Here is a 26731-nt window from a genome sequence, read left to right as displayed (position 1 = left end):
GTTGTGTCCTAAAGCTGGTTGATCGGCACTTTGAAGTAGCTTGTGCCGTTGTCTTCGGGTTCCGGCAGTTTGCCAGCCCGCATGTTGGTCTGAATACTTGGCAGGATCAGCCGCGGCATGCCGAGCGTCGCATCACGCTGCGTGCGCATGGCAACAAAATCTTCCATCGGTTTACCCGCGCCGACATGGACATTAAGAGCCTTTTGCTCGCCCACTGTCGTTTCCCACGCATAATCGTCACGACCTGGAGCCTTGTAGTCATGACCGACGAAAATCCGTGTTTCGTCTGGGAGCGCCAGGATTTTCTGGATCGAGTTGTACAGGTCCGTGGCCGAACCACCGGGAAAGTCGCAGCGAGCGGTGCCGAAATCAGGCATGAAAAGCGTATCGCCCACGAAAGCAGCGTCACCGATCACATAAGTCAGGCAAGCTGGCGTGTGGCCGGGCGTATGCATCACATCGACACGCAGTTGACCGACATGAATGCTGTCGCCGTCCTTGAAAAGGGCGTCGAATTGCGATCCGTCCCGCTGAAACTGGGTCCCCTCATTGAAGACTTTTCCGAACGTGTCCTGCACGATTGTGATATTCGTCCCGATTCCGATCTTGCCGCCCAAGGCCTCTTGCAAGTAGGGCGCAGCAGACAAATGATCTGCGTGCACATGGCTTTCGAGTATCCACTCGGTGCGCAGACCATTTTCTTTCACGTAGGCGATGATTTCATCGGCGGAGCTTGTATCCGTCCGTCCCGATGCAGGATCGTAATCCCAAACAGAGTCGATGATCGCGCAGGCAGACCCTTCGGGTTCGGATACAACATAAGACACGGTGTTTGTCGCGTCGTCGAAGAAAGCTTTGACGTTTGGATGCATGGCGAATCTCCTTTGGTGTTACATTAGTCGTTTAAAATCACATTTCAATATTGGCATGTGTTATTTTTCCTGCTAGATGAGGTTCATGAGAGATGTATTTACTGTAGATCCTATGGATGCCGGTGCGGCTGAAGCGGCTGAAATGTTGAAGGTGCTGTCCAATCCGTCACGCCTGCGTATTTTGTGCGCGCTTGTACCTGGAGACAAAACGGTCGGAGAGCTGGAGGCGGCACTCAATGCGCCGCAATCATATGTTTCAAGCCAGCTTGCCCGGTTGCGTGGCGAAGGACTTGTCACCTTTGAACGCGAAGGACGGGTCAAGAGGTATCGGCTGTCCGATCCGCGCGTGCGCCCCGTGCTTGAGCGGCTGTACGAAGTGTTCTGCCCAGAGTCTTAGCCAAGCATCAGGCCGACGATCACCATCATCAGCCCAATCATCGACAGGAAAAGCGTGCCGAGGTTCAATGGCAGTATCTTGCCAAGCCTCGTGCGCATGTCTTCATCCGATAGGTTTGCGCGCTTTGCCATGGTCACCAGAACCATAGAATAGATGATTCCGGCCAGTCCGAGTACTGTCAGCCCTGCGCCGATCCAAATCAAAACATCCATGTCCTACCCCGCATCTCGTGTTGCTGGCCTAACGTCCGCGGGACTTGCTTGCAAGGTTTGCGTAGGGCCGCTAGGACACGACCGAGCACACCAGAGGAGAACCCAAATGACCGACGAAGCAACCAACGCGGGCAGCGAAAGCACACTCACCGTTGCGGGGCAGGAATTGCGCCAGTTTGTCGAACGGTTCGAACGTCTGGAAGCCGAAAAGAAAGATATTGCCGATGTCCAGAAAGAGGTGATGGCCGAAGCCAAAGGGCGCGGCTACGACACCAAGGTCCTGCGCAAGGTGATCGCCATCCGAAAGCGTGACGCCAATGATCTGGCAGAAGAAGAAGCCGTCTTGGACATGTACAAATCAGCTTTGGGTATGTGACTTAGGGTGTGATGAAGTGCACGTCCTCCATCTGGCTGATGAAGTTCACGTCCTGATCGTAGATTTCTGACATTTCAAAAACAAGTTCTCCGGTCATGCCGGGCAGATCGATGTCTTCTTCTATCGCGTCCTCGATCGCGTATTTGTCAAGAAACGCAGTGATGATCTTGCGCTTTTGCACTTCTGTCTTTGGCGGGTGGGCGCGCATGTAATTCAGAAACCGGTTCATGCCCTCGGGCGACATAATTGCAGTCAAAAGATCGTAACCGCCGGTAATCTTCGCGCTGGGCGCAAGCCCTGACATCGTCCGGATGAGTTCGGCCCAGATCAGAGGCGTATCCTCGTTACACCAGACCGTCAGTCGACAATCCGGCGCGGCATAGCGTACCCTTCGGATCATATCTGACCAACGTACCTGTGTCGGATGAAAACCGTGTAAGAACTCTGTCAGCGATGTCGCTTTGCTTTTCTGGAATGCATCCGGAATGAAGGTCGCAGGATTGCGGATACCAAGGTACAGATCGATCTGCGCATCCGGAAAAAGCTTGGTTAGCGCCCCGACCTTCGACTCTGTTTGTTCGTAAAAGATGCCGTTCTCGAAAATTCGGTTAGCGATGCAAATGAAATTCGCGTTGCTCATCACAAGACGCCGGGAGTTTTCGTCATCCAGTATCGCATCCAAGAGGATATTGCTCGTATCGGGGGCAGGGGGTGCGCCTTTCAGGTTCTGGATCGTTTCGCGGATCAAACGGCGGTATTTACCGGGACCAGGAACTTTGACGCCATGGTCTGCAAGCGTCTGCGTATTCTTCAGCAGGGATTTCAACAGTCGGTCGTCGTCCGTGCAATTCGCCCCGATGTGAAACGCGATTTCCAACGCTTGCTGCCCCAATTGCTTATGCTTTTTACTATCATAGGCGGATTTCTGGACAGTTAAACTTCTTTCGGCTAGTCCGTCGCATCATGTCTGAGTCTATTCGTCGGAAATATGTGGGCCTGTCAAAACTTGGTCTCAACGGCTGGGCGATTGGTGCATCCCTAATTGCGCTCATTGTTGTCGCACCTATTCTGGCAGTGTTTTATTTTGCACTCACGCCCGAGACAAACAACTGGCCGCATTTGGTCGCGACTGTCTTGCCGCGATACCTGTCAAATACGGTCATCCTGATGGTCTGTGTCGGTGCCTTGACCGCGATGGTTGGCACAGGTGCTGCCTGGCTCGTCGTCATGTACCGGTTTCCTGGCCGGCGATGGCTGCAATGGGCTTTGTTGATGCCACTGGCCGTGCCAGCTTATGTCGGGGCATACGCGCTGGTGGATTTTCTGGAATATGCGGGCCCCGTTCAGACCAGCATCCGTGACTATTTCGGCTATGCAACGTCACGCGAATACTGGTTTCCCGAAATCCGCACACGCGGTGCCGCCATCATCGTGCTAAGTGCCGCACTTTACCCTTATGTGTACATCCTTGCACGGGCAGCATTTCGCGAACAATCAGGCGCTGCATTCGAAGTGGCGCGAGCGCTCGGGGCGGGTCCATTCGCGCGGTTCTGGCGTGTCGGCCTGCCGCTGGCCCGCCCAGCTATTGCTGCGGGCGTGGCGGTCGTCATGATGGAAACCGTCAACGATTTTGGCACCGTCGACTATTTTGCTGTCCAAACGTTGACTACCGGCATTTTCACAATCTGGCGCAGTGGCGGCGATCTTGGTGGTGCAGCACAGATCGCAAGTCTGATACTTGTCCTCGTCGTGGTACTGGTCGCGCTGGAAAAGCTGAGCCGCCGCAAGAGCCGGTTTGCCGGTTCCGGACGAAATCAACGCCCTGTGGTTCCGACGGATCTGGACGGTTTTGGCGCGATGGCAGCCACGATTGCCTGCATCCTGCCGATCCTGATCGGTTTTTTTCTGCCACTCGCTGTGCTGCTCGGCCATGCATTCGATGCAGATCAATGGGCCGCCCCGGGCCTGCGGGATGCGCTGCTGCGCACACTGATTGTCTGTGGACTTGCTGCGGTACTGACTGTCGCGGGCGGGGTCTTCATGGTTTACGGCGTGCGCATGTCGCGCAGCAAACTACCGGGCAAACTGATGCCCCTGACAGGGCTGGGCTATGCCGCCCCTGGGGCAGTGCTGGCCGTCGGAATCCTGTTTCCACTGGCGACAATCGACAATGCGCTCGCTGATCTGGTCCTGTGGGTGACTGGCACTGATCCGGGGCTGATGCTTCTTGGCAGCGCGGGTGTTCTGGTGCTCGCCTATGTCGTAAGGTTCTTCGCGATCGCGCAAGGGACAGCTGATGCGGCGTTCGGACGAGTGGCGGATAGCTTGCCAATGGCGGCGCGGTCGCTGGGCCACACGGCAGGTGGGACACTGCGGGCGGTTCATGTGCCGTTGGTGCGCGCGTCGATCGCATCCGCCCTGCTCTTAGTCTTTGTCGACGCTGTAAAGGAGCTGCCTGCAACCCTTCTGTTGTCTTACGAAGAAACCCTCGCGACCCGTGTTCACGCAAAGGCTTCGCTGGAAAACCTCTCGGATGCCGCACCCGCCGCGCTGGTCATTACATTCGTCGGACTTTGCGCTGTCTTGCTTTTGGCACGGACCAATCGTTAGGGGTTGCAAGGTCAGAAATCCCACGCTAAAGACGCGCGCAGTGCCCCTATAGCTCAGCTGGTAGAGCAACTGATTTGTAATCAGTAGGTCCGCGGTTCGAGTCCGTGTGGGGGCACCATTTAATTAATAAAATCAATTACTTGAGTGGTGGGGTTTTAGTTTACCCCATTTCTAATTTGCATTCGGAAGCTTATCGGAAGCCGGTTTATCCCCATAGTTCCGTGACAGAAGAATCACATCGTGAGTTTTTGAATTTTGTTGGGTGGACGGCATCAGTTTGAGTGGCAGGCGGCTGGCGGCGTCTGATTACTTCTGGCCTGCTTCGAACTTTTCCCAAACGTGCATGCGCCCTTTTTGACGTGCATCGGCCAGCCACATTTTTTTTCGCGCGTCCGGTGTTTCCATGTCGCGGTACACACCGCCCGAAAACTTCGGCCAGTCAATTGCCAAGCCTTGTTTGACCAGCTCTGCCGACAGGTCACGACCATCAGGAAGAAAGCATTGCGCAACGGTGCGTCCGTGCGCATCTTTCTCCGTGATTTCGGCACGCACGATTTGACCTTTGCAGAGCGCAACCATCGCCAACTTGGCTTTTTTGCCATACGGGTGGTTCATTTCGGGTGCATCAATGCCAAACAATCTAATCTGTGTTTGCTTAATTTTGATTGTGTCGCCATCAACTACATAGGCGGGGCCATTGATGGTTTGAGCGACTGGCTTGGCGGTTTTCGATTGAAAGGGTTTTAGGTTTGGGTGGTTTGGCCTAGCGACCGGTTTTGGCGGCGATACACGATCTTCCTTGCCCTTAAATAACCACGCAAAAAAAATCACCGCGACTAAAAGAAAAACGAAGATCGGCAATAGTTCCATCAAGCAAAGCTAAAATAGATACGGAGGGTGCGAAAGAGAAATTTAGCTTGAAGCGAACTTTAACCTTTCCGCAGAGCAATGTGTTAAGTGTTGTAATTCGGCCCAAACCCGCCGTTGACCCAAAAATTTGAATGCTGCAGCCGCAAACCGCTTTCCTGCCGTTCACTGCTGGCCTACACTCATAGTAGGCTAGCTGATTGCAATTGCCGTGGCGACGGGGCCCTTGATCTCCATCGCGCTTTCAACGAGTAGGGTTTCACCTTCATTGATATCACTTAATCCAACGGCATTTAGAATCCGACGAGGCAGTAAGATATCGCGGCTCCCGTCGTCAGGACGTAGAAAACCAAAGCCCTTGGATGGATTGTAGAATACAACCTTGGCAAGCCTCAAGTCCGGTGCCTGCGGCAGTTCTGGCCCAGCGACTTCAACATTGTCTATTTCTGAAATCTCAGTAATTTGCGGACCACGAGAGGTTGGGATGGACTTAAAGACAATTGCCTGACCAGTCTCTAATCTGTTGAAGCCAAACTGTTCTAAAACCGTCAAGCTCAGAAACGCATCTTCTCCAGTAGAGTTAAGTGTCACGAAGCCATAACCAGCATTCACATTGAACCACTTTACTTTGCCCTTTTCACCACTAGTGACTTGCCGGGCTTCAATTTCATCCAACAGTGTCAGTTGATTTCGATAATTTTCTCTTCCTGGAGGAATCTTAACAAATACCCGATCTTCCTTGGCACAGTACTTAACAAACTTCTCGCGAATTTCTTGATCTTTTCGCTGCCGAGACCAGTCCGTCTTCTGATCGACCTCCTTTAGTAAGGCTGCCAAATCTTGATCCCTTATTGGAGTGCTCAAGGCCATTTGGGCGAAATACACGATGTCGTGAAGGGCCAACTCGACATGTAGCTCACCACTTGTGGTGATACTTACGCTTTGTCCCTCAATCACGTTACTTACTGTCGGGTTGTATGGCTCGATAAGCCTAGCCTCGAGCAGTGCTTGTAGATGCGCGCGCGTCACTTGGCCCGGCACACCCATTACATCAAAATATTGCTCAATGTCGCCGCAAACTAGAAAGCTGTCCAGCGGATCATGCTCGCTCCTTTGCTTGTCTAGAAGAAGGACAAGGATACGGAGACGCAAGAACGGTGTACTGATCAGACTTGGGTCGATAGCAAACAGATTTAGGATGAATTCGCTCTGATCTTGTCTGAAGTGGCTATGTTGACCATTTACAATTGCCATGGAGAGTTTATCGGGCCCCACCTGTAATGCACCTCGTGATAGGTAGACCTTGATAAGGTCGTCTATCCCAATATGTGGTGACGTCATTATTCGCTTCGAAAGCTGTAATGACCTCCGAATATCAAAATTGGAAAGGTACCCAATGCGACGAGATACGAATTCATTGTTTATGAAGACTTCCTCGAGAGATCGAACAAATGCGCGGAGGTCTTCCAGAGCGACCTGTATCCCGTTGGGCAGTGCGTAGCTACCCTTGCTTGCGTCGACCTTTTCGACTTCACTAGCCAAAAATTCTATTCGTTTCGCAAGTACTTCCTTCGTGCTCGGTACCGGAAGGAAAAATGATTTCGCCTCGTATGACTGGAGTGGGCCAGTTTTTGAAAGCTGCCATACAGTCTGATCTGTGATAGGAACAATCAAGAAACAAACACCAACTTGTTCATATATAGCGTTGGCATACTGAAATACGGCCTGTTGCACCTCACTCGAGAACTGATCTGTGTTGTCGAAAATTATGCAAGGCAGACGTTTTCTGGATTTGACAATATTAACTAGTTGATTTGTGCAATAGTCATGAGGTCTATCGTCAATGATCTTTTGAAGATGTTCCCCAAACTTAATCTTGAAAGCTGTCGGATCACTATCGTGTAAATGCTTATGCGGTCCTACGGCCCAACTCTGATAGGTACTATGAAAAACCCCTTGGAGCTCATCATACGAAGGAGGGGATTCACCGTACAGTTTGTCATTGATCTGACTCTGAAGCTGACGATCAAGCCATGAAGATAGCCCTCCTACGTCTCCTTCGTAGCGCTTCAGATCAATTTTCAAAACCACGCATCGACGACGCATGCTGTCAGCTAAGGTCAGTTCAAAAAACCGGTCTACAAAAGTGGATTTGCCAGAACCTTTGTTCCCGACTAAGAGAACTTTTTCCCCGCGGTTTGCTCTCGCAGCTCTCTCAATTTCAGATTCAAGTTGGCCGCCGGTCGTTGTCTGCATGGGCTCAATTTGCTCGAGGACCTCGGAAGTTATCCTTGCAAGTACCTTCTCGGCATGTTGACTTTCTTTGCTCTCTACAAAGCATTTGATCAGCAACGAATTGTCTTGGTCGCCCGCAATCGAAGAGAAAAAGGTATCGAAGACGTCTTCAAGATCGCGCGTGTGATCCGACCGACTAACTACCTTTCCCGCCCCAAGCTCGTAGGGTGAAAAGAGGGGTTCCTTTGGGAGGATTTTGAAGCCCTCTTGCTCGTCGAGGATCGCCCGATAGACCCGATTTACAAGATGCTCGCGGCTTAACAGTTCGTAAAAAAACTGAAAGTTGTCCTTGATAATGTCCAGTGTGTTGAAGACAGCAGCCTTGCCTTCAGCCGGCTTTTTTCCGTCAGTTCGGGAAGCTCTGAACGCAATCCAAGTGGTCCCATTTGTCAGAACGGCAAAGTCAACTCCCTCCTCGAAGCAGTAACTGGATGCCTGTTTAATGCCCTCACGTGCGTCGTCGAGACCAGATCCGCCGACTTTAAGGAAACTGAGCTTCCGTGACTTCGAAGTAGTCAACTTAGCGGCTGTTCTTTTTGCCTCGACTATCGCACGGGTTCTTCCATTGCTTTGGATCAGGTAGTCCGAGAACCCACTTTCATTGGGTTTCTCAGTCTGAATTTCCTTAAATTCCCACCCTAAAACTTCAGTAAGAATTCGGTTGATGAGCCTGAACCGAACATCCTCTTCGGTAATTGCACCATTTGCATCGGCCGAAAATTCGCTTGCAATCTCAGCAAAAAGTTCCGCAGCAGTATCAAGGTCCATAGAATTCCAGCCCGTCGCGTTCCATTGAAGATTGATCTACTCCACTCTAGGCGGGAAAGATGGAAACTAACAACCTGGATGCAGTGTGATCAGAGCGTTTTCTGTGCGCTCACAAATCCGTTTGCCTATGTCCGCTTTGCAGTTGGAGCCGATGTCCGTTGCAAGTGCAGCGAATGGCCGCTTCCCGCCCGACACGCAAAAGCACCTTACATACTGTAAGGCGCTTTTGACTGTCTGATTCTCCCTACGAACCGTTACGTATCGTCGGCGTCGGGCTTTTGCATAAACACATACCGTTCTTTCGCGTCCTTTAACTGCTTTGCTGTCCGCACCGCGTTGTCCTTTGCCGTTTCGTCAAAGCGCCGTCCGAGGTCTCTAAAGAACGCAGGTAGATTATCGCGTTCCTTTCCCTCCAACGCAGCAAGCGAGAGTGTTGATCCAAAGATGTTCCGATAAATCATCCCGATATGCTGTTCCCGGTGCACCTCCTTCACGCGGCATGGCTCCACATCGCTGCGCATTTCGAACAGATCGCCGTTCATCTCCGCGCATGCTAAATCCCAGATTTCGTGATTGGGCCAGCGTGCACGGTTGGTGTCGTTAGGGGCGGGTAAGGTGTAGCGGATACGCTCACACGATTGACGGCAAAGGTCACCAAAACGTGCAAACAAGTCTTTCCATGTGCGAATGTTCCAAGTGTCTTTCAGCAGCTTCTTTCCAGCGCGGAACTCAATCCGCCAAACGCGGCTTTGGCTTGCGTCGGATGAGATGAGGGTTTTGGGGATAGATTGATGTGAAACGGTATGAAAGTTCGGTAAATTTACGCATATTTCGTGATATTTACGTAAATTTGCACTCCAAATTTCCCACCAGAAAACCTTACCTTTTGCGGTAATTTCCTCCCTTTTGTCGTAAATTATCACCTGCCTATTTGTCGTGCTACCAACGGTAACAGACGTGACCCTGCCGGACTTGCCGTGCACGGATATGTCCTCAGCTGTGATAAAATCGCGGCGTTTGGTATGACTATGCATGACAAAATGTTCTGGGATCAGAGCGAAGTTAGGCGCGGGAATATCTACGCAATAATCAACACGCGCGAAGCTGATATCATCTTTCTGATAAACAATGCCAAATTGCTTTGTGACGTGTTCGGCATGCGCCTTGGCGCGGCCCAAACCGTTCAAGGCAAGGTAGCGTGATCCAAAACTAAGCCGGATGCCCCAAGGGTCTTTTGTGTTGGGTTTCTTGAATGACCATGTCGCGCCGTTATCACCTTCGCTGATCAGGAAGCAATAGCCACCGCCCCCATGTGGCCTCAGTAGGAACTGGATGCCATTGTAGACCACCAGCACGTCGCGGCGTTCTTCTTCGGCAACGGCTTTTTCTCGTTCCAGCAGGTCGTACAGTTCTGCTGGGATGGTCGCCTTGATCGACATTGCAAATGTGTCAAAGCCCCTGTGCAGAACCAACATTGGGGTGGGTGCTGTATTTCCAGAGGGGGGTGCTACTACCACCCCCCTTTGCCCGCTAACGCCTGCCTTTGGTTCTAGATCGACGGTGTTGGTGCCTCCGGCGGGGCAGCTTTTGTTTTGGGGCCGAATGGGATGCGGGTTCGTATGATTATTGAGGTGCATTGGCTTGCCCCGCAATCCAGTTTTCAGCGCGCTGTACGCACTTGGACAGGTTCAACAGATCAGCATGGCCAAAGCTGGTGGTGCTTTGCCATTGGCCTGTATGGTCCTTGTAAGAGCGTGATAAATCAACAGTATAGAAGGTGTCGTTCTTCCAGATTGTTGCAGTGATAAGCCCAAGCCGTAGCTTGCAAGCGGGATGGTTTGACATGTGGTTTCTTTCATCAGTTTGAGTTGTCGGCAGACGCAAAAAGGGGCGCGAAGCGGCGAGACCTCGCGCCCGTTTGAAAGCCTTTCGGCCCCAAAATCCTCAAAGGTGCTGCCAAGCCCTTTGAGGCAAAACTGGTGTGTTAGATGGTTTGTGAGGTGTTGCTGACGGTGCGGGCCTTGATCCAAGCGTCCAGATCAGCGCGGCGATAGCGCACAGAACGGGCCGACACTTTGACAAAGTCCGGCCCGCCGCCACGATGCCGCCAGTTCTGCAAAGCGCGGACGGAATAGCAAAGGATAGACGCGGCTTCGCGTTCGTCTACGAGGGTGGATCGTGGTGGGGTGTCGTGTGTTTCTCGCTGCATAGTGTTGTCCTCAAGTGGCTTAGAGTGTTGTTGATGAGGTCAACGTATGCGGGCGCAGCTAGCGTGAGAATTACTATAAATAGGATACGACTTTATAGTTTATGGTGATTGCATTTTTTAGTTTATGTTAGTCTTTAAGTGAATTGAATTTACTTGATAAATGCTTCCTGATGGTATTGTCGGATAGTTTCTGTGGGTTGGGCATCATGTCTGGATTATGTTCGTTTAGCCAAGCTTTGATCATTGAAAAGTGAGATGCAAAGCTGTTCCTTGGGTTGATTTTACCGGATTCTAGCAAAGCCTCAAAACATCTTAACAATTGACCGGACACAGATGGGCGACCGATCTTAACTTTTGATTTCACAACTGCGGCTTCGTCAGAAGCGATGTTCCCCATTTTCATATCTGTCAGATACGATGGGTAAATAATGCGGATATCGACAAACTTAATGCTTTGATGCGATAGGGTGGACCTGTCCCAATTTTTGGTTCCGCGCCAAAATTCTGCAGGAACTATTCTTGGTAGATCATCTAGTTTTCTTGGATGTTCAAAACCAAGGGCAATTAGTTTTTCTGACAAGAGCCATTTAACAAGGTTATCCTGCATAGCACTAGCAAGCGCCATTCGTGGACCCGTAATTTTTTGGGCTTTTTCAAGACCTTTGGTAAGCTGAGCGGCCACGGTGAGTTTGCTATTCTCGGAGCATTGTACCTCCTTCCCAAAGGCTTCAAGGGCTGAAACGCTATCTAGTCTCTGTTTTTCTAGTCGTTGGTCTTTAGGTGCATATACGACGGGACTGTTCGTCATCCATACAGCTTTTTTCCAGATGGTTTGAAGCGAGGTTGTTCCGGTCATTTCAATCCTAATTGTATTAAGTCATAGTATGTGGTTGTTTACGCCATATTTCCCAACGCGCCTGCAAGTCGATTTGCAATTTTGCCCGCTGCTTTCTGCACTGCATCATCCGACAGATGCGCATATCGCAGCGTTGTGGACAGGTTCTTATGACCTAAAATCTCTTTCAACATGAAGGGGTCAATCCCATTCATCACCGCGACAGACGCATATGTATGCCGCAGATCATGCAAACGCACGTCGTCCAGACCTGCGACGGCCCTGATCTTGCGCCACGGCTTTTGCAGATCGTTGTAGTGGCCAGACCCATGCGTTCCCAAGATCACATAGGGATTGCCCTCGCGCTGCTCTAGGCTGTCCAATAAACGCCTCGCGGGTGGGGGCAGGGGGATGCGCCGCCGTCCGGTCTTGCTGTCTGGCAATTCTAAATGGGTGCGGGTCACATAGTCCCATTTCAGTTTCTGGATTTCCCCAAGCCGACACCCTGTCAGCAACAACAGATAGAATGCAGCGAATACATATCGGCTGATTTCGCCTTGCGCCAACATATCGGCAAGGACACCGCCAAGCCGTTCTTGTTCGTCTTCGTCCAAATATCGTTTCTTTTCTTCCTCGGGGTAGCGTTTGACGCGCCGCGTGGGGTTTGTGTTCATTGGACGCAGGCCCCAATCTTCCGCCAAGTTCAGCATCTTTGACAGAACCATCACACCGCGATTTGCCTGATAGGGTGTCTCGCGACGTTTGAGGTGGAACGCTTGGATGTCCGCAAACGTGATTTCAGACGCTTTGATGCCACCAAGCACAGGGTTCACGACATTCTTCAACAGGTTGGTGTAATCGTAATGCGTGGTCGGTTTGCAATGCAGGGCAACGTGTTCGCTTAAGAACCGTTCGCCAAGTTCTTTGATCGACGGACTGCGTAAGCGCGATTTGCGTTCAGCGGACGGGTCAGCGCCACGGGCGACGTCGGCTTGGCACAGTTTGGCCTCGCGCCGTGCCTCGTCGGCTGTGACCACACCATGTTTGCCAAGGTTCTTGCGGCGTGTGCGTCCGTGTAGCTTGTATTGGACGACATAGACCTTGCGGCCCGTCGGATAGACACGCAATCCAAACCCGCTCAATTCATCATCCCAAAGGATGCGTTCTTTCGTGTTCGGTGCTATGCTTTCGACATGCCGTTTTGTCAGTTTCGCCATCGTGTCCCCACCAAATCCGGAAGCTTATCGGAAGCCTCGTGCAGCGTTTCGTGGGTTAGGTGATGCAAGCTTGGCGTAGTCAACGTCAAGAATAAACGTTTATAAACAGTTATTTATGGCTGTTTGGCGAAATTCAGAGAAATTGAGCGAATCCCCATTTTGGCCGTTTGTAATCAGTAGGTCCGCGGTTCGAGTCCGTGTGGGGGCACCATTTCATCATCTAGAACAGTTCGAAGGCCTTCTATTCGGCCTTGTTTATATCGCATCTCTCGTGATCTATCGCGCAGACCGGTTCTTTCGCATCTGGCACCGTACCCACGCGTGAGGGACATCAATTGTGCGATGAATAGCTGAAAACCTCCGTAAGGCTGCCTTGCATTGCCAGAACATCGGGACTCCAAGTCTTCAAATACGAAGAAATTCTCCTATCTGCGCGTCTTTGTAGGCTGTTTTGTATCAATGAACATGGGCAGTTCAAAGTCGTGATGGACTGATTATCACGTTGAAGGCAAAGAAACGCATGGAGCGATGGGTAATGCGTTCAGACAGGTCTGAGGAAACAAAACAATGTGCAAGAAGACATCAATCATGACACTTGGCACGTAATGAGGAGCCTGAGTTCAAAACTTAGTGAAGCATCGGGAAAACCTCACGAGAAGGGCGATTGCACCGCCTTTGTGATCAACCTCACAGCGCTCGCCGCGCGCAGCCGTTCAACGTAACGGGTGCGCAGTAGGCTTCGTTGTAATTGCAACGAATTGGAGAGCTTGCGGCCACCATGCCACCATCGTTGGTAGTAGCCTTTCCAGAAAAACCGGCTTGCCAGTAAACGCAACTGAAGGTTTCGCTTGGTGAAAGACCTTACATGTATTAATATTCATTAAATTGAATGTATGAGGGCGAAATGGCAATCGATCGAAGAGACTATCTAAGGGGAATGGGCGCTATTGGCCTTACGCTTGCGATGCCAACGCCGCTTTGGTCACAATCGAATGTCATCGCAGGTCAAGCTCGGCTGGATACGCTGAGCGACGGAAACCTTGTCCTTCCAAAAAGCTTTATTCTGGGCGAGATGTCGCCACCGGGTGCTGATGAAATTCTGACGCGATACGGTCTTGCGGGTGATACCTTGACCCCGGACTGCAATGTGACCTTGTTCCGGGATGGGACCCGTACTGTTCTGTTTGATGCAGGCGCGGGGGCCGATTTCATGCCCACAACTGGCCGGCTAATAGAGGCATTCGACACATTAGGTGTTGATCCATTTGATGTGACAGACGTTGTCTTCACGCACGCCCATCCAGACCATATTTGGGGATTGCTGGATGACTTTGGCGATCTTTCGTTTCCTGAGGCTGACTATCATATTGGCGCAGACGAGTTCGCATACTGGACGGATCCGAATACGGTTTCCACGATTGGGACGGAACGCCAGAGTTTTGCAGTCGGTGCTGCCAACCGTTTGGCTGAAATTGCGGACCGGATCATCCTTTTTGATGACGGAGCAGAAGTTTTGCCCGGTATCCACAGTCGCGCCACACCGGGGCACACGCCCGGTCACATGGCGTTTGTTGTGACTGTCGGTCGCGAGGAGATCATGGTCGTTGGGGACGCAATTGGTAATCATCATATCGCGTTCGAACGCCCTGGGTGGATTTCCGGATCAGATCAAGATGGTACGCTTGGCGCAAAGACTCGTCAGATGCTTCTTGACCAACTTGCGCATGACCAGATGCGGTTTGTGGGCTTTCATTTGCCAAACGGCGGCTTGGGCCGGGCGGAAAAACGAGATGAAGGCTTTGTCTTTGTAGGAGAGGACTCATGATCCGTTTCGCGCTAGCCGCAGTTGTCTTCGCGTCTGCAACTCATGCAAACGAGAATATTCCGGATCAATACCCTGGATCACTCCTTTATAGCGCGCCAGTTGAATTTATCCCCGGCGTCTTTTCAGCCATTGGGGCGACGGCCCCGCCGACTTATGAGAACGCGGGTCACAATAACAACCTCAGCTTTATCATGACGGATGAGGGAGTGGTGGTCATCAATGGCGGCGGGTCGTACGGCCTTGCTGCAGCGCTTCACGAAGAAATCAAAGCGCGCACTGATGCCCCTGTTGTGCTGGTCGTGAACGAGAACGGGCAGGGCCACGCGATGCTAGGCAATTCCTATTGGATCACGCAAGGCGTTCCAATTCTTGCACATGTGGACGCAGCCGCTGAATTTGAAGATCGCGGGTTCCAGATACTGGAGTCAGCAGAAAGGGTGAGCCGCGATCGCCATGAAGGAACCGTTTTGCAAGGGCCGACAGAGACGTTTGAGGATGAGTACATCCTTGAACTTGGTGATTTTCGTATTGAGGTCCGCTATCTTGGGCCGTCGCACAGCGCGGGCGATGTTGTCGTCTGGCTGCCCAATCAGAACCTTGTCATAGCGGGCGATATGGCGTTCCACGAACGGATGCTTCCCATCTTTGAAGACACATACACGCTGGACTGGCTTGAAACGTGGGACACTGAATTTGAAGCATTGAACGCGACCTATGTCATTCCCGGGCATGGGCATCCGACGAATATGGATCAGGTGCGTCGCTATACCAAAGGGTACCTGGAGTACTTGCGCGCACAGGTCGGGGCGCATCTGGATGCTGGCGGCGGGTTGTCGGACGCTTACTATGTCGATCAATCACCCTACGCGCATCTAGACACATTCGAAGAACTCGCAACCAAAAACGCGGGGCGCGTGTTCGAACAAATGGAATTTGAATAGCCTCAGGCGCTTTGCGCTCGACCTTGATACAGCGTTACGCGATGGGTCAGCATGGCGCCGATCCACATGGATGCGACAGCAACCCAAGCGGTAAGGGCGAAGATCGCGCCACCAGACATACCCGCCCCGACAGCGCAGCCGCCGGCCAGCATGCCGCCAAAGCCCATCAGGGCAGCGCCGATCAGGTAACGCTCCATCGGAGTATCTTCGCCAAAGCGCTGTATCTTTGCCTCACCCCTGATGGCGGCAGTCAGTCCCGCTCCCACAAAAACACCTGGGACAAGGCCAACACCGAAGTCGAGCGGGAGCTGGCGACTATTGACCAACCCCATCAGCGTGTCGGTCGATGGACCTGTAAACGTGACCGACGAAATTGCAATAACATCGAACGAATTGACCGCTACAAGGTAGGTGAGTTGCCAACCAAGCGCGACAGCAAGGCCGACACCAACACCAGCAAGGATGTGGTTGTAAGCCAAACCTCTACGGTGCCCAAAAAACAGCGCGGCGCACAAGGTCAAGACGGCAAAGATGGTTGCAGTGCCAGCACCAACACCAAACTGGTCCAGTATGTCGCGTGCAGATCCGCCCGGAATGGTCCAGACTTGTGCTAACGCTTCGCGGGGCGGGGCCAATGCGCCGCGCAATGCGGATTGTGCAACTAGCGTCAAAACCAAGCCAGTGACAATTGCGCGTAGGTTGCCAGTTGCGGACAGAACAAGAAGGCGGCTGGCACAGCCCCGCGCAAGGATCATCCCAACACCGAACATCAACCCACCAACGATCGCACCCGACAAGCTGCCTGTCGTAGCAAGCTGGCGGCTTTCGCTGACATCGAGCCAATTGAATGCAATCAAGCATTGGACGGCACACACCGCAGTAGTGAACGCGATCAGCCAAATTGCGAGTCTTGGGCCAAGATAACCCTCCGCGACTTCAACCGTTGCGGCGCGTAAGCAGAAACGCGATCGCTGGGCAGCGGCACCAAATAGGATACCTACAAGCGCTCCGGCACCCAGCAACAGCGGGCCTTCGCCATACGTTTCGATCAGGGATTCTAACATGCGCCAAGCTCTCGCAGCTTCGCACGACAAGCGCTTTGACTTGTGTCAATTCTACTGCGCGGCTAGCGGTAAGCGGGCCAACTGACACTTTGCCCAAAGAGTTTCCAATGCGCTGATCAGATTGTCGATGTCCTCGGCGCTGTGAACGGGAGAGGGTGTAATCCGCAACCGTTCTGTTCCCTTGGGCACCGTCGGGTAGTTGATCGGTTGAATGTAGATCCCGTGATCGGCCATCAGTACATCCGAGAGATATTTGCACTTTACCGGATCACCAACCATTACAGGGATAATATGGCTTGGGTTCGTGATGTGTGGGATGCCTATGTCGTCCAAGCGTGCACGGACTTCGGCGACTTTGTCTTTGTGCGCTCTACGCTCAGCGTTGCTCGATTTCAGATGCCGGACCGAGGCGTTCGCCCCTGCTGCGACAGCTGGCGGCAAGGCCGTGGTAAATATGAACCCGCTGGCGAATGATCTGACAAAATCACAAAGCGCAGAACTTGCCGCGATGTAGCCGCCAATAACGCCGTACGCTTTGCCCAAAGTGCCTTCGATGACGTCGATCCGGTCCATCAGCCCTTCGCGTTCGGCGATGCCGCCGCCGCGTGGCCCGTAAAGCCCGACCGCGTGAACTTCATCAAGATAGGTCATTGCGTTGTATCTGTCGGCGAGATCACAGATTTCAGCGATCGGTGCGATATCACCGTCCATTGAATAGACGCTTTCGAAAGCGATCAGTTTGGGGCGGCTTAGCGGTTGCGCGGCCAGAAGTTCTTCCAAATGAGCCAGATCGTTGTGCCGCCAAATCTTACGCTCTGCCTTGGAGTGGCGAATGCCCTCTATCATGGATGCATGGTTCAGTGCGTCAGACAGCACAAGGCAGTCGGGTATCTTTGCGGCCAATGTGCCAAGCGCAGCCCAATTGGACACATAGCCAGACGTAAATAGCAGGGCGGCTTCTTTGCGGTGCAGATCGGCAAGTTCAGCCTCAAGCATCACATGCTGATGGGTCGTACCGCTGATGTTGCGCGTGCCACCCGCACCTGCGCCGACCTGATCCAATGTGTCATGCATCGCGGCAATAACATCCGGGTGTTGGCCCATACCCAGATAGTCATTGGAACACCAAATCGTCACCTCGCGGTTTTCATCCCCCCGATTGGTTGCCTTGGGAAATGCACCACGGTGCCGTTCCAGATCGGCAAAGACGCGGTAGTTTCCTTCGTCCTTGAGGTCGCGCAGTGTGTTTTCGAAATAGTCGGTGTAGTTCATTTTTGTCCTATTCGCCGATGGCGTCTTTCACGATCTCATCCAGCAGCGCCTGAACCTTTTGCATCTCACCTTCGGGAAAGTTGCGGTAACCGATTTTTACGTCACCTTCTTTATCCGTGACGAAAATACCGTAAGGACAATGGGCAATGTTCATTGGGTCAGCCTCCATCACCTCGCGTGACAGCTTGGCCGAGCAGAACAGGAATATGTCCGCTGCCGCATAGATTTCGACGTCGCTGCCGACATCTGCGCTGGTGCGGTTCAGCATCTCGCCAGTATGGCTGACGTAGTCTATAACCAGCCCTTGATCGAGGATCGCACTCTCGACGGCAAAGGTCGCATCTTCGAAACTTCCATCAAAGGGATAGATCGTGGCCTCCTGGGCGGCGCTTGCGAGGGGCGTAAGCGTCAAGAGCGTCGTGAGTACAAACCGTTTCATGTCAATTTCTCCTTTGCTACATGGGACGCTGAGTCGGGGATGCAGGCCCTGATCTAGATCAAGGCCTGCATGCAGTTTATCCGAACATGTCGGACGTAATGCCGTCGTACCACCCGATGGATTCCTGGTAGGTCGCCGCACGCACTTCGGCCGTTTCGCCTGTTTCGCTTATGAAACCATCGACTTTTGCAATTTTCTCGTCAGTAGCTTCGTAGGTCGCACCAACCTTGACCCCGTTGTCTGTGTCGATCAGCGACCAGCACGTATTGGCGAAGCGGGCAGGGAATACGGTTGACCCCGTCAGTGCGCCACGCACCGCGTTGGCACATACCTTGGCCTGAGAATTCGCGGAGAACCCGGATTTTGGCATGTCGCCTTGGGCCGACGCGTCACCAAGCACGTGAATGTTTTCGTCCATCTTCGATGACATGTCGGCTGCGTTCACGGGGGCCCAGTTGCCTTCGGTGACGCTTGCAAGTTCTGCAATTCGGCCTGCCTTCATGGCAGGGATGACGTTGCAGACATCGACGTTGGTCACTTCGCCATCGATGTCGACAGTCATTGCATTTGGATCCACACTAGCGTTGGCACCGCCAAAGTCAGGACCAACACGTTCGATCATGCCGTTGTAATTGTTGGCCCAACCTTCTTCGAACAGGCCTTGTTTTGAGAATTTCTCCTTCGGGTCAACGATCAGGATTTTCGCTGTCGGGTTAGTATTCTTCAACAAATGGGCCACCATCGACACCCGCTCATAGGGGCCGGGGGGACAGCGGTACGGATTTGGCGGTGCGATCATCGCGAATGTGCCACCTTCTGGCATCGCCATGATCTGCGCCTTGAGCAATTCTGTTTGCGATCCAGCCTTGTAGGCGTGGGGCATAGCATTTTGCGACGACAGATCCCAACCGGCAACCGAGCCTTCCACAAAGTCGATACCTGGTGACAAGATCAGGCGGTCATAAGGAACAGCACCACCGCCAGCCAACGCAACTGTCTTCGCATCCCGATCCACACCGGTTGCCCAATCATGAACAACGTTGATTCCATATTCAGAGGCAAGCCCGCCATAGCTATGACCCAAGGAATTCATTTCGCGGAAACCGCCGATGTAGAGGTTCGAAAAGAAGCAGGTGTAATAGTGACGTGCTGGTTCGATAAGAGTGACGTCAATCGCCCCGTCGCTGTCCTTTGCGATGTAGCGGGCGGCGGTTGCACCACCCGCGCCACCGCCGACAACCACGACGCGTGGACGGCCTTGTGCCAACACCATCGGTGCAGACAATGCCGTAACGGCAGCAGAAGTGGCTGCCATAAAATGTCTTCTGTTTAATGACATAAGTCATCCTCCCTGATTGGCGTCGGTTTATTCGACGTCCTTGAAATATGCAGCCAGCGCTGCGATCTCTTCATTTGATAAGCGACCTGCCATCATCTGCATGACCGGGTGCGTGCGTACGCCGTCCTTGTAGGCGTGCATGGCTGTCACGAAATCAGGTTCAGGCCATTGCGTAATCGCAGGTATACCATCGCCCGCACCGCTGGTTTGATGGCAGGACGTACATTCCCCCGACAGATATTCACCGTAGTCCGGGTCACCCACGATCGCGAGGATTTCGGGATCAACAGAGTGATCGACTGCCTGCGCCGTCGGGGCTGATTCTGGAATGTCTTGTGGATTGTCTGAAAAGACGCGCAAATATGCGATCAGATCTGCGCGGTCTTGAGGATCAGACATGCCACGAAAGCTCATCCGGGTCTGGCTGACCAGTGACCGCGGATTTTCGATAAACGCATCCAAGGTGTCGTAATTCCACGCGAGGCCACCATCCGCCGCACGGGTGAAGCCTTTCGAATAACGAAATCCTTCCGCTGCGCCAGCGTTGCGTTCGAAGATGTGGTTCAGTTGTGGACCAATGCGGTCCACGGCCCCTTCGCCGATCTGATGGCAGCCTGAACACTGGCCGTAAAGGGCTTCACCGCGGGTTGCGTCGCCATTGGTTTGGGCACCGCTCGATGTGGCGGCGACCAAACTAATTATTGTTGCAACCATTCGTTTCATTCAGCAGCAAAGCTCTGCAAATAGGCGGTCAGGGCGGCGATGTCTTCTTCATTGCGCACACCACGGAACGACATCTTGGTGCCAGGCATAGCCCCCTTCGGATCGGTCAAGAACGCAGCAAGCGCCTCTTTAGTCCAGACATCGCCTGCGGCCATCGCGTCAGCGAAAGTGGCAGAATAGCGGAACCCGTCGACGCTGCCGATGGTGCGCCCAAGGACATCGTTCAGATGTGGACCGCTGCGGTTTACAGCGCCTTCACCGACTTGGTGACACGCCTTGCATGCACGAAATGCGCCTTCGCCTGCGGCGACAAGTGCAGGATCGGGACCTGCGGCGGCAGCGTCTTCTACTGCAACTTCCTCGACTGCGGTTTCTTCAACAACCTCTTCGGCCACTTCTTCCACGACGGTTGTTTCAGCGGTTTCAGTTTCAGGCGTAACGTCCAAGACCATCGCGTTCATTGTGATCTCAACGCTGTCCTTACAGTTCTCCATGCAAACATCAGCAGATTGGAACAAAGGCATCTCGACCGTCAGGCGATCATCCATGTAAAAGTTGTCGACATTGGGCATTTGGACGTCGAGAAAGTTCTCATTGCTAAGCGTAAAATCATCCTCGACCAGATCGTTGACGTACAACAGGTATGCCGTGATTGCGTAGATTTCGTCAGGTTCAAGTGACTGCGCTTCACCAAATGGCATCGCCCGGTTCACATAATCGTAGACAGTCGAAAGATACGGCCAGTAGGACCCTATCGTCTTGACCGGATCATCGTCAGACAAGGTATTGAGCCCACCTGCAAGGACAGGCCAGCGACCAACCGCCTCACCAAAATCACCGTGGCATGCCGCACATTTTTCAACGAATACCTCTTCACCGGTCCAGACGTCACCGCTGCCAGCAGGCAGACCCAGCCCGTCTGGGCGCACATCGATATCCCAAGCCGCCACTTCTTCTTCCAAAGCGAGGCGACCCAATCCTAGACCCCCGGCCACGACAGTAGCACCCTCTTCGGTCGGGTCGGGTTCTACAGCGGCTGTTTCTTGTGCATTCGCAGGTTGGATCAAGGTCCCACGCATCGGCGCGGGCATGTCCGTGACAAACTGATCGGCAAGAAAGTATGCCAAAGTCAAAACAGATGCCGTACCGGCTCCGGCAGGAATGAAAAGCTTAAGAAATTTCAACATTTTCCGCCACACCTTGCTCGTTAACAGCCCATGTCTGGATGCTGTTGTTGTGATAGATTGAGTTTTCACCCCGGACCGCGCGCAGCGCGTCTTTGGTTGGCTGGACATAACCTGTGCTGTCATGTGCCCTGCTTTGCAGGAGCATTGGTTTTCCATCCCAATTGAAGTCATAGTAGAAGCGGTGCATCGACTTATCGAAACTTGGCCCGGACATCCTGGCCTGATGCCAGTTGATCCCACCATCAATGGTGACATCGACGCGCGGAATTGTTCCGCGGCCGGACCATGCCACACCTGTCAAGACCATCGGGCCTGGTCCATGTGTGATCGGCTTTTGCGGGCTTGGGCTGGTGATGACGGATTTAGCATCCATTTCCCAAGTGAAGCGACGGGCCTTGCCGTTCGCAAACAGGTCTGTGTACTTCGACGTTTCTTCGCGATGGTGCCAAGGTTGGTCGCCAATTTCGATCCGGCGCAACCATTTGACCCACATGTTGCCTTCCCAGCCAGGGACGACCAAGCGGACAGGATAACCCTGTTCAGGACGCAATGCCTCCCCGTTCATTTTGAACGCGACAAGGCAATCATCCATCGCCTTTTCCATCGGGATCGAGCGAGTCATGCCAGACGCATCCGCACCCTCTGGTAGCAGCCATTCTGCGGTAGTTTTCACACCGGCTTCTTCTAACAGCAAGCGCAGCGGAATGCCCGTATACATCACGTTATGGATCATTCCGTGGGTAAACTGGCAACCGTTCAGCTGCGACCCGGCCCACTCCATCCCCGAATTCGCGGCGCATTCAAGGAAGTAGACGTGGTTTTCGCGCGGGAAGCGCATCAGATCTTCCAACGTGAAGACCAGTTCACGGTCCACCAGTCCGTTGATCATCAGGCGGTAGTCTTGCGGTGCAATCTCTGCGACGCCTCCATGATGTCGCTCAAAGCAAAGCCCGTTCGGGGTAATAATTCCGTCCAACTCGTGAAGCGGTGTGAAGTTCACGGAACTGATAGGATCAGCTGTCAACCACGGGACATCCTGACGGCGCACATGGGCCTCGAACTTGGATGGCATCCCGTAAGGTGCCTCATCAACACCTGCGCCGAGAAATTGCGACCATGGTTGCTTCTCGACGATCAGCGGATCGGCTTGAGCCTTGGCGACCGTCGTGCCGCCCACCAACGCCGCTCCACTCGCCGCAGCGCCGCGCAGGAAGTTGCGGCGCGTTGGCTTCATGCCTTTGTAAATGTTGCTCATGCTATGTCCTCGATCTTATGCGCCAATAACCTGCACGGACGTGTTCGGCGCGACAGAAACAGTGCCTTGGCGGCGGATATGATTTTCAACGACGTCCCAAATGGGGGGACCTTCAGTGCCTTCGTTGACCGAAGCCCAACCCGCGACAGTGTATGTCTTGGCCGGATCAATCGCTTCGCCCGTTTTTAGCAAAGTCATCTCGGTGATCCGCTCACCAATTGGTTTGGTGACGTCGATCCGGTAGCCCATGCCGCCGACACGGACCATATCTCCGCCTTGCTGGTAGTAGGGATCAGGGTTGAACAGGTTGTCGGCCACGTCTTCCATGATCTCATGGATGAATTGACCTGTCATTTCAGTGCGGTATGCATTCGGATAGGTCATCGATGTGACATTCCAGATGTCTTCGCGCGTGATGTCCTGACCCGGCATGATTGACGGCCCCCAGCGGACCCCAGGGGACATGGCGATGTCTGCTTCGCGCTCTTCAATCAACGCATCACAGATCAGATCATCCCATGATCCGTTTAAGTTCCCGCGCCGGAAGAGGGTGGTATCGTCGGCCGTGCGCCCGATGACCTCTGACAATTCATTTGCGAACGGCGCGCGTTCCGCATCAATGGCCTCAGCAACCTCAGAATCGGGCGCGATGACGTCCGAAAAGATCGGGATCAGCTTGTGGCGGAATCCCATCATCCGCCCGTCACGCACATCCAGATCAACCCGGCTGATGAACTTACCGTTCGAGCCAGACGCAACAATGAGCGTTTCACCAACAAGATAAGGCTCGGGCAGGGCGTCGTGGGTATGACCTGCCAGGATCACATCAATGCCTGTGACCCGCTCTGCCATTTTCTTGTCGACGTCGAATCCATTATGAGACAGGCAGACGACCAATTCGGCACCTTGTCCGCGCACTTCATCCACCATCTTCTGCATGCGTTGGTCCCGAATTCCAAATGAATATTCGGGAAACATCCAGCCGGGATTGGCGATCGGCATGTAGGGGAAGGCCTGACCGACGACAGCAACTTTAACGCCGCCGCTTTCGTAAAACTTGTAAGGCGCGAAGTCTTCGGCGGGTTCATCCCATTCGCTGTCAAAAATGTTTTGACCAAGTGCGGCAAAGGGCAGGTCATCTACAATGTCACGGACCCTGTCCGAACCCAGCGTGAACTCCCAATGAAATGTCATTGCGTCAGGTTTGAGGAGGTTCATGACGTTCACGACGTCCTGACCTTCGGTTTTGTAGCACGTGTAAGAGCCGTGCCATGTGTCGCCGCCGTCCAGCAGCAAGGCATCAGGGCGTTCGGCCCGGATGTTGTTGATCACAGTGGCGCAGCGATCAAGGCCGCCCATCTTGCCATAGGCATGGCCGAGAGCGACAAAGTCATCATAGCTCAGTGCATAGTGAGAAGGAGAGCCATCTTCGATCCCGTAGGCCCGTCGGAAATCCGCGCCGGTTATGTGGGGCACTTGGCCTTTGTTGCCACCTACGCCAAGGTTGATTTCAGGTTCGCGGAACCAGATCGGTTTCAATTGCGCATGAATGTCGGTGATATGAATCAGGGATACGTTCCCAAAGGTATCAAACTGCAAAAGATCGTCTTGGCTAAGTGTTTGCTGGGCCGCCAAACGTCCCCAATTACCAAAGCCTGACGCTCCGTAGATCGCCGATACAGCCATTGACGCCTGAAGGAAGTCACGTCTGGATATCATAGTGGGTTCCCTCACTTTTCACATGCAGAAATATGAATGTTTCGACTTAAAGAAAACCCGCATCCGAATGCTCGGACGCGGGCCTCAGGAAGGATTAGTTTCGGACAGACGGTCCTTCGACCGAAAGACCATTGCCACGTGCAGCAAGATACAGTTCCAGCGCAACAAACTCGTCGGAACCGACGTCGTACGTCTCGGCCCGTGTATCACGAATGCAACCTTTGAAACGGGAATGTACGCCGTTCAACTTGGCATTCTTCAAACGATAGGTTGGAAAACCGTTGATCTGACCCTGGCTAAGATGATCTGCGCGAATGTAGTTGCCGTAGTTCTGCTCGTGGCAACTGGCGCATGAAAGATCGAGCTGGCCAGTACGGGTGTAATACAATTCTTCACCTAGCGCATAAGTAGCTTCGACAGGTCCGTCGATTGCAACATTGATGGGCAATCCTCGCGATACGGACGCCATCAGGGCCTCCATGTTCAACATGTCGGCTTTGTCGTAACCCCAAGGTTCGGCACCCATTTGTTCGGTCCGACATGCGTTGATCTGCATTGCCATCGTGCGAACCTCTTCGGCTTCGTCGTTCCACTTGGGGTGGGTCGCGCGTGCACCAGCAAGGCTTTCGGGGTTTTCGTGGCAGCTTGCGCAGGAATTGCTCTCAGTGCCCTCAACTGTGTTGAAGGCCTCGATTGCTTCATCAACAAAGATCATGCCGGGATTTTCAAAGTCGTCCATCTGAAGCGCTTGTGTTTCGGAAGAGCGGAACAACCACCCTGATAGAACTTCGCTCAGCCCATCAATGTGTGCAGGTGCTTCTGCGCGGGTAGTGATTTCAATCTCACCATTGACGACGAGATTGGCATTCTCATCTGCCTGCACAGCTGATGCAGCTATGACTGCCAATGCTGAAGTTTTCAGAAACCATTTCATACGCTTGGCCCTCCCTGACCGTGTCCGCCTTACTTAGCTGACCGTAATTTCTTTCGTTTCGGTGTAGACGTCACCGTCGTCATCGTACCAAGTAAATGTGAAGGTCCCGGACTCGGGCACAGTGGCTTGGAATTCGAAGAACGGGTTGGTTGAAATTGCCGGTTCCATCGCAACTTCTAAAACGTTCACACCGTTGAAATCGCAGGTGAAGCGGTTGATGATCGACCGGGGAATGATGTTGCCATCATCGTCGCGGCGTTGTCCGGACTCCATGTTGTGGCTGATGAGGGTTTTGATCGTGATCACCTCACCGGCTGTAGCATCACGGGGGACGCGGACGCGGGGTTTTACATTGTCTGCCATGTCTGAATTCCTTGCCTTAGCCGCCGCAGCCGCCGATTGTGACTTTCACTTCCTGGCTCGCCTTCACAAACGACCCGTCGGGCATGCGCGCGATCGCAATGACATCTTGGGTGCCAGCAAGGCGAATTCGGGTAGATCCGGACTGCGCAGCAGCCAAGGGACCAAAGTTGAAGGTGGCAACGCCAGGTGTCGGATTTCCCGCTGCGACAATGAAAATTGCCTCGGCACCTGGTGCGTTCACTTCAATTGGAACCGTGTTTCCGTTTTCTGCAATTTCAGGCGCGATCAGGGTGATACCCTCGCTGCCCATCTCGGCACCACCGGTAAAGGCGGCAATCGCCTCATCAACGGCAGCAGTCGCCTGAACCGGCAGAACCGCAACGACGGTGGCACCCAGTCCAAGAAAAAGCGTTTCTCTGCGCGTAAGTTTCATCGTTTTTCCTCTACAAATTGGGACCAGATCACTCAGTCAGTGTCTGGAGATAGGCCACAACATCTTCGACTTCTTGTGCTGTCAGCAGGGGGGACAACGGTCCAGTTGCGGCCTTGCCGGTGAATGCATCACCCGGACGCGTAAACCCGCTTGTGCGGTAGAAGGCCGGCATCACCGTTCCTTCAAAAGTGTTTTTTGGATTTGCGACAAGTCCGCGAAGCTCTGCTGCCGTCCACCGATCACCGGCACCATCAAGAATTGGGCCAACTTCGCCATGGAAGGGCTCGTCTTTGAGTGCGGTGACTTCATGACAGGCGATACAGTTGCCTTTGCCACGTGCGACCATTATTTCGCGGCCTGCGTCCGGATCTCCAGCGACGCCAGACAGAGATGCTTCAACTTCACCGTACTCACTATAGACGACGTCGTCAGGTGCGACGTCTTCCGCAAACGTTGGGGTTGCAAAGGCAAGGCAACAGAAGATCAAGATTTTACGTTTCATGGTCCCTCCCTGGATCACAAAATCTTGTTGTATACCGTAGACCACCGAACGAGATTCTCGCAACAACAAAATCAGTT

The 26731-nt window shown here is 53.1% G+C and carries 27 protein-coding genes and 1 tRNA gene; 6 read left to right on the top strand and 22 right to left on the bottom strand.

Translation table 11 applies throughout. From position 1 onward, the window contains the following. Window positions 1–8: 8 nt before the first annotated feature. On the bottom strand, window positions 9–872 hold the full coding sequence (locus BMY44_RS07690) for an MBL fold metallo-hydrolase (RefSeq protein WP_089992361.1): 864 nt from the start codon (window positions 870–872) through the stop codon (window positions 9–11). Window positions 873–957: 85 nt separating this feature from the next. Here BMY44_RS07690 and BMY44_RS07685 point away from each other — a divergent pair, with 85 nt between their 5' ends. Next, window positions 958–1269 carry an ArsR/SmtB family transcription factor gene (locus BMY44_RS07685; RefSeq protein WP_242650501.1) on the top strand — a complete coding sequence of 104 codons (312 nt, stop codon included), beginning with the start codon at window positions 958–960 and terminating at the stop codon, window positions 1267–1269. Here BMY44_RS07685 and BMY44_RS07680 read toward each other — a convergent pair. After that, the gene (locus tag BMY44_RS07680) at window positions 1266–1481 is read right to left on the bottom strand and encodes a hypothetical protein (protein ID WP_089992356.1); all 216 of its coding nucleotides are present in this window, start codon (window positions 1479–1481) and stop codon (window positions 1266–1268) included. The two genes, BMY44_RS07685 and BMY44_RS07680, sit on opposite strands and share 4 nt — an antisense overlap. A gap of 106 nt (window positions 1482–1587) precedes the next feature. Here BMY44_RS07680 and BMY44_RS07675 point away from each other — a divergent pair, with 106 nt between their 5' ends. Further along, entirely contained in the window at window positions 1588–1857 is a 270-nt protein-coding gene (locus BMY44_RS07675) for a DUF2312 domain-containing protein (protein WP_089992354.1), read from the top strand. Between the two features lies 1 nt (window position 1858). Here BMY44_RS07675 and BMY44_RS07670 read toward each other — a convergent pair whose 3' ends face one another. Continuing rightward, window positions 1859–2749: a hypothetical protein gene (locus BMY44_RS07670; protein WP_242650500.1), complete on the bottom strand. Its 891-nt coding sequence runs from the start codon at window positions 2747–2749 to the stop codon at window positions 1859–1861. A 71-nt stretch (window positions 2750–2820) separates the two neighbouring features. Between BMY44_RS07670 and BMY44_RS07665 the strand changes: the two genes are divergently transcribed. Continuing rightward, on the top strand, window positions 2821–4467 hold the full coding sequence (locus BMY44_RS07665; protein ID WP_089992348.1) for an ABC transporter permease: 1647 nt from the start codon (window positions 2821–2823) through the stop codon (window positions 4465–4467). A gap of 42 nt (window positions 4468–4509) precedes the next feature. Further along, window positions 4510–4585, top strand: a tRNA-Thr gene (locus tag BMY44_RS07660). Between the two features lie 188 nt (window positions 4586–4773). Here the strand turns inward: BMY44_RS07660 and BMY44_RS07655 are convergent. The 7 genes from BMY44_RS07655 to BMY44_RS07625 form a co-directional block, all read right to left on the bottom strand. Then, a complete protein-coding gene (locus tag BMY44_RS07655; RefSeq protein ID WP_089992346.1) occupies window positions 4774–5337 on the bottom strand; it encodes a thermonuclease family protein in 564 nt (187 codons plus the stop codon). 189 nt (window positions 5338–5526) lie between these two features. Continuing rightward, complete coding sequence (locus tag BMY44_RS07650) at window positions 5527–8397, bottom strand: cold shock domain-containing protein (RefSeq protein WP_089992343.1); 2871 nt, start codon at window positions 8395–8397, stop codon at window positions 5527–5529. A 254-nt stretch (window positions 8398–8651) separates the two neighbouring features. Beyond that, on the bottom strand, window positions 8652–9872 hold the full coding sequence (locus BMY44_RS07645; RefSeq protein ID WP_089992341.1) for a hypothetical protein: 1221 nt from the start codon (window positions 9870–9872) through the stop codon (window positions 8652–8654). 148 nt (window positions 9873–10020) lie between these two features. Next, window positions 10021–10242: a hypothetical protein gene (locus BMY44_RS07640; protein WP_089992338.1), complete on the bottom strand. Its 222-nt coding sequence runs from the start codon at window positions 10240–10242 to the stop codon at window positions 10021–10023. 139 nt (window positions 10243–10381) lie between these two features. Next, a complete protein-coding gene (locus tag BMY44_RS07635; RefSeq protein ID WP_089992335.1) occupies window positions 10382–10606 on the bottom strand; it encodes a helix-turn-helix transcriptional regulator in 225 nt (74 codons plus the stop codon). A gap of 127 nt (window positions 10607–10733) precedes the next feature. After that, complete coding sequence (locus BMY44_RS07630; RefSeq protein ID WP_131801587.1) at window positions 10734–11462, bottom strand: hypothetical protein; 729 nt, start codon at window positions 11460–11462, stop codon at window positions 10734–10736. A 38-nt stretch (window positions 11463–11500) separates the two neighbouring features. Next, complete coding sequence (locus tag BMY44_RS07625) at window positions 11501–12658, bottom strand: site-specific integrase (protein WP_089992330.1); 1158 nt, start codon at window positions 12656–12658, stop codon at window positions 11501–11503. A gap of 904 nt (window positions 12659–13562) precedes the next feature. Here BMY44_RS07625 and BMY44_RS07620 point away from each other — a divergent pair. Further along, window positions 13563–14483 (top strand): MBL fold metallo-hydrolase, encoded by a 921-nt coding sequence (locus BMY44_RS07620; RefSeq protein WP_089994673.1) that lies wholly within the window; start codon window positions 13563–13565, stop codon window positions 14481–14483. Then, complete coding sequence (locus BMY44_RS07615) at window positions 14480–15424, top strand: MBL fold metallo-hydrolase (RefSeq protein ID WP_089992327.1); 945 nt, start codon at window positions 14480–14482, stop codon at window positions 15422–15424. Before BMY44_RS07620 ends, BMY44_RS07615 begins: the two co-directional genes overlap by 4 nt. A 2-nt stretch (window positions 15425–15426) precedes the next feature. On the opposite strand, the gene BMY44_RS07610 is transcribed toward BMY44_RS07615, so the two are convergent. From BMY44_RS07610 to soxX, 12 genes are all read right to left on the bottom strand, one after another. Continuing rightward, the gene (locus BMY44_RS07610; RefSeq protein WP_089992324.1) at window positions 15427–16488 is read right to left on the bottom strand and encodes a YeeE/YedE family protein; all 1062 of its coding nucleotides are present in this window, start codon (window positions 16486–16488) and stop codon (window positions 15427–15429) included. Between the two features lie 51 nt (window positions 16489–16539). Next, window positions 16540–17760, bottom strand: a complete 1221-nt coding sequence (gene hemA, locus BMY44_RS07605; RefSeq protein ID WP_089992321.1) for a 5-aminolevulinate synthase — start codon at window positions 17758–17760, stop codon at window positions 16540–16542. A gap of 7 nt (window positions 17761–17767) precedes the next feature. Further along, on the bottom strand, window positions 17768–18199 hold the full coding sequence (locus BMY44_RS07600; RefSeq protein ID WP_089992317.1) for a DUF302 domain-containing protein: 432 nt from the start codon (window positions 18197–18199) through the stop codon (window positions 17768–17770). A 76-nt stretch (window positions 18200–18275) separates the two neighbouring features. After that, entirely contained in the window at window positions 18276–19538 is a 1263-nt protein-coding gene (locus BMY44_RS07595) for an NAD(P)/FAD-dependent oxidoreductase (RefSeq protein ID WP_089992314.1), read from the bottom strand. Between the two features lie 27 nt (window positions 19539–19565). Further along, window positions 19566–20261: a c-type cytochrome gene (locus BMY44_RS07590; RefSeq protein WP_089992311.1), complete on the bottom strand. Its 696-nt coding sequence runs from the start codon at window positions 20259–20261 to the stop codon at window positions 19566–19568. After that, complete coding sequence (locus BMY44_RS07585; protein WP_089992308.1) at window positions 20258–21448, bottom strand: c-type cytochrome; 1191 nt, start codon at window positions 21446–21448, stop codon at window positions 20258–20260. The genes BMY44_RS07590 and BMY44_RS07585 overlap by 4 nt, the downstream gene beginning before the upstream one ends. Continuing rightward, window positions 21432–22703, bottom strand: a complete 1272-nt coding sequence (soxC, locus tag BMY44_RS07580; RefSeq protein WP_207510495.1) for a sulfite dehydrogenase — start codon at window positions 22701–22703, stop codon at window positions 21432–21434. Before soxC ends, BMY44_RS07585 begins: the two co-directional genes overlap by 17 nt. A gap of 15 nt (window positions 22704–22718) precedes the next feature. Continuing rightward, window positions 22719–24422 (bottom strand): thiosulfohydrolase SoxB, encoded by a 1704-nt coding sequence (gene soxB, locus BMY44_RS07575; RefSeq protein WP_089992305.1) that lies wholly within the window; start codon window positions 24420–24422, stop codon window positions 22719–22721. 94 nt (window positions 24423–24516) lie between these two features. Further along, entirely contained in the window at window positions 24517–25356 is an 840-nt protein-coding gene (soxA, locus tag BMY44_RS07570) for a sulfur oxidation c-type cytochrome SoxA (RefSeq protein WP_089992302.1), read from the bottom strand. A gap of 33 nt (window positions 25357–25389) precedes the next feature. Next, a complete protein-coding gene (gene soxZ, locus BMY44_RS07565) occupies window positions 25390–25719 on the bottom strand; it encodes a thiosulfate oxidation carrier complex protein SoxZ (RefSeq protein ID WP_089992299.1) in 330 nt (109 codons plus the stop codon). A 16-nt stretch (window positions 25720–25735) separates the two neighbouring features. Beyond that, window positions 25736–26152: a thiosulfate oxidation carrier protein SoxY gene (soxY, locus tag BMY44_RS07560; protein ID WP_089992297.1), complete on the bottom strand. Its 417-nt coding sequence runs from the start codon at window positions 26150–26152 to the stop codon at window positions 25736–25738. Window positions 26153–26180: 28 nt separating this feature from the next. Beyond that, complete coding sequence (gene soxX / locus BMY44_RS07555) at window positions 26181–26654, bottom strand: sulfur oxidation c-type cytochrome SoxX (RefSeq protein ID WP_089994670.1); 474 nt, start codon at window positions 26652–26654, stop codon at window positions 26181–26183. Window positions 26655–26731: the final 77 nt, after the last annotated feature.

The sequence above is a fragment of the Cognatiyoonia koreensis genome (assembly GCF_900109295.1).
GTDB lineage: Bacteria > Pseudomonadota > Alphaproteobacteria > Rhodobacterales > Rhodobacteraceae > Cognatiyoonia > Cognatiyoonia koreensis.
This window is presented reverse-complemented; position numbering and strand designations above follow the sequence as displayed.

Bases quoted from the DNA above. Each gene is read 5' to 3' on its own strand.
- BMY44_RS07655 (WP_089992346.1), bottom strand. From the start codon at position 5,337: ATGGAACTATTGCCGATCTTCGTTTTTCTTTTAGTCGCGGTGATTTTT.
- soxA (WP_089992302.1), bottom strand. From the start codon at position 25,356: ATGAAATGGTTTCTGAAAACTTCAGCATTGGCAGTCATAGCTGCATCA.
- BMY44_RS07675 (WP_089992354.1), top strand. From the start codon at position 1,588: ATGACCGACGAAGCAACCAACGCGGGCAGCGAAAGCACACTCACCGTT.
- soxZ (WP_089992299.1), bottom strand. From the start codon at position 25,719: ATGGCAGACAATGTAAAACCCCGCGTCCGCGTCCCCCGTGATGCTACA.
- BMY44_RS07600 (WP_089992317.1), bottom strand. From the start codon at position 18,199: ATGAAACGGTTTGTACTCACGACGCTCTTGACGCTTACGCCCCTCGCA.
- BMY44_RS07630 (WP_131801587.1), bottom strand. From the start codon at position 11,462: ATGACCGGAACAACCTCGCTTCAAACCATCTGGAAAAAAGCTGTATGG.
- soxY (WP_089992297.1), bottom strand. From the start codon at position 26,152: ATGAAACTTACGCGCAGAGAAACGCTTTTTCTTGGACTGGGTGCCACC.
- BMY44_RS07645 (WP_089992341.1), bottom strand. From the start codon at position 9,872: ATGTTGGTTCTGCACAGGGGCTTTGACACATTTGCAATGTCGATCAAG.
- BMY44_RS07690 (WP_089992361.1), bottom strand. From the start codon at position 872: ATGCATCCAAACGTCAAAGCTTTCTTCGACGACGCGACAAACACCGTG.
- BMY44_RS07685 (WP_242650501.1), top strand. From the start codon at position 958: ATGAGAGATGTATTTACTGTAGATCCTATGGATGCCGGTGCGGCTGAA.
- BMY44_RS07635 (WP_089992335.1), bottom strand. From the start codon at position 10,606: ATGCAGCGAGAAACACACGACACCCCACCACGATCCACCCTCGTAGAC.
- soxB (WP_089992305.1), bottom strand. From the start codon at position 24,422: ATGATATCCAGACGTGACTTCCTTCAGGCGTCAATGGCTGTATCGGCG.
- BMY44_RS07610 (WP_089992324.1), bottom strand. From the start codon at position 16,488: ATGTTAGAATCCCTGATCGAAACGTATGGCGAAGGCCCGCTGTTGCTG.
- BMY44_RS07595 (WP_089992314.1), bottom strand. From the start codon at position 19,538: ATGTCATTAAACAGAAGACATTTTATGGCAGCCACTTCTGCTGCCGTT.
- BMY44_RS07680 (WP_089992356.1), bottom strand. From the start codon at position 1,481: ATGGATGTTTTGATTTGGATCGGCGCAGGGCTGACAGTACTCGGACTG.
- soxC (WP_207510495.1), bottom strand. From the start codon at position 22,703: ATGAGCAACATTTACAAAGGCATGAAGCCAACGCGCCGCAACTTCCTG.
- BMY44_RS07615 (WP_089992327.1), top strand. From the start codon at position 14,480: ATGATCCGTTTCGCGCTAGCCGCAGTTGTCTTCGCGTCTGCAACTCAT.
- BMY44_RS07590 (WP_089992311.1), bottom strand. From the start codon at position 20,261: ATGAAACGAATGGTTGCAACAATAATTAGTTTGGTCGCCGCCACATCG.
- BMY44_RS07640 (WP_089992338.1), bottom strand. From the start codon at position 10,242: ATGTCAAACCATCCCGCTTGCAAGCTACGGCTTGGGCTTATCACTGCA.
- soxX (WP_089994670.1), bottom strand. From the start codon at position 26,654: ATGAAACGTAAAATCTTGATCTTCTGTTGCCTTGCCTTTGCAACCCCA.
- hemA (WP_089992321.1), bottom strand. From the start codon at position 17,760: ATGAACTACACCGACTATTTCGAAAACACACTGCGCGACCTCAAGGAC.
- BMY44_RS07620 (WP_089994673.1), top strand. From the start codon at position 13,563: ATGGCAATCGATCGAAGAGACTATCTAAGGGGAATGGGCGCTATTGGC.
- BMY44_RS07650 (WP_089992343.1), bottom strand. From the start codon at position 8,397: ATGGACCTTGATACTGCTGCGGAACTTTTTGCTGAGATTGCAAGCGAA.
- BMY44_RS07665 (WP_089992348.1), top strand. From the start codon at position 2,821: ATGTCTGAGTCTATTCGTCGGAAATATGTGGGCCTGTCAAAACTTGGT.
- BMY44_RS07625 (WP_089992330.1), bottom strand. From the start codon at position 12,658: ATGGCGAAACTGACAAAACGGCATGTCGAAAGCATAGCACCGAACACG.
- BMY44_RS07585 (WP_089992308.1), bottom strand. From the start codon at position 21,448: ATGTTGAAATTTCTTAAGCTTTTCATTCCTGCCGGAGCCGGTACGGCA.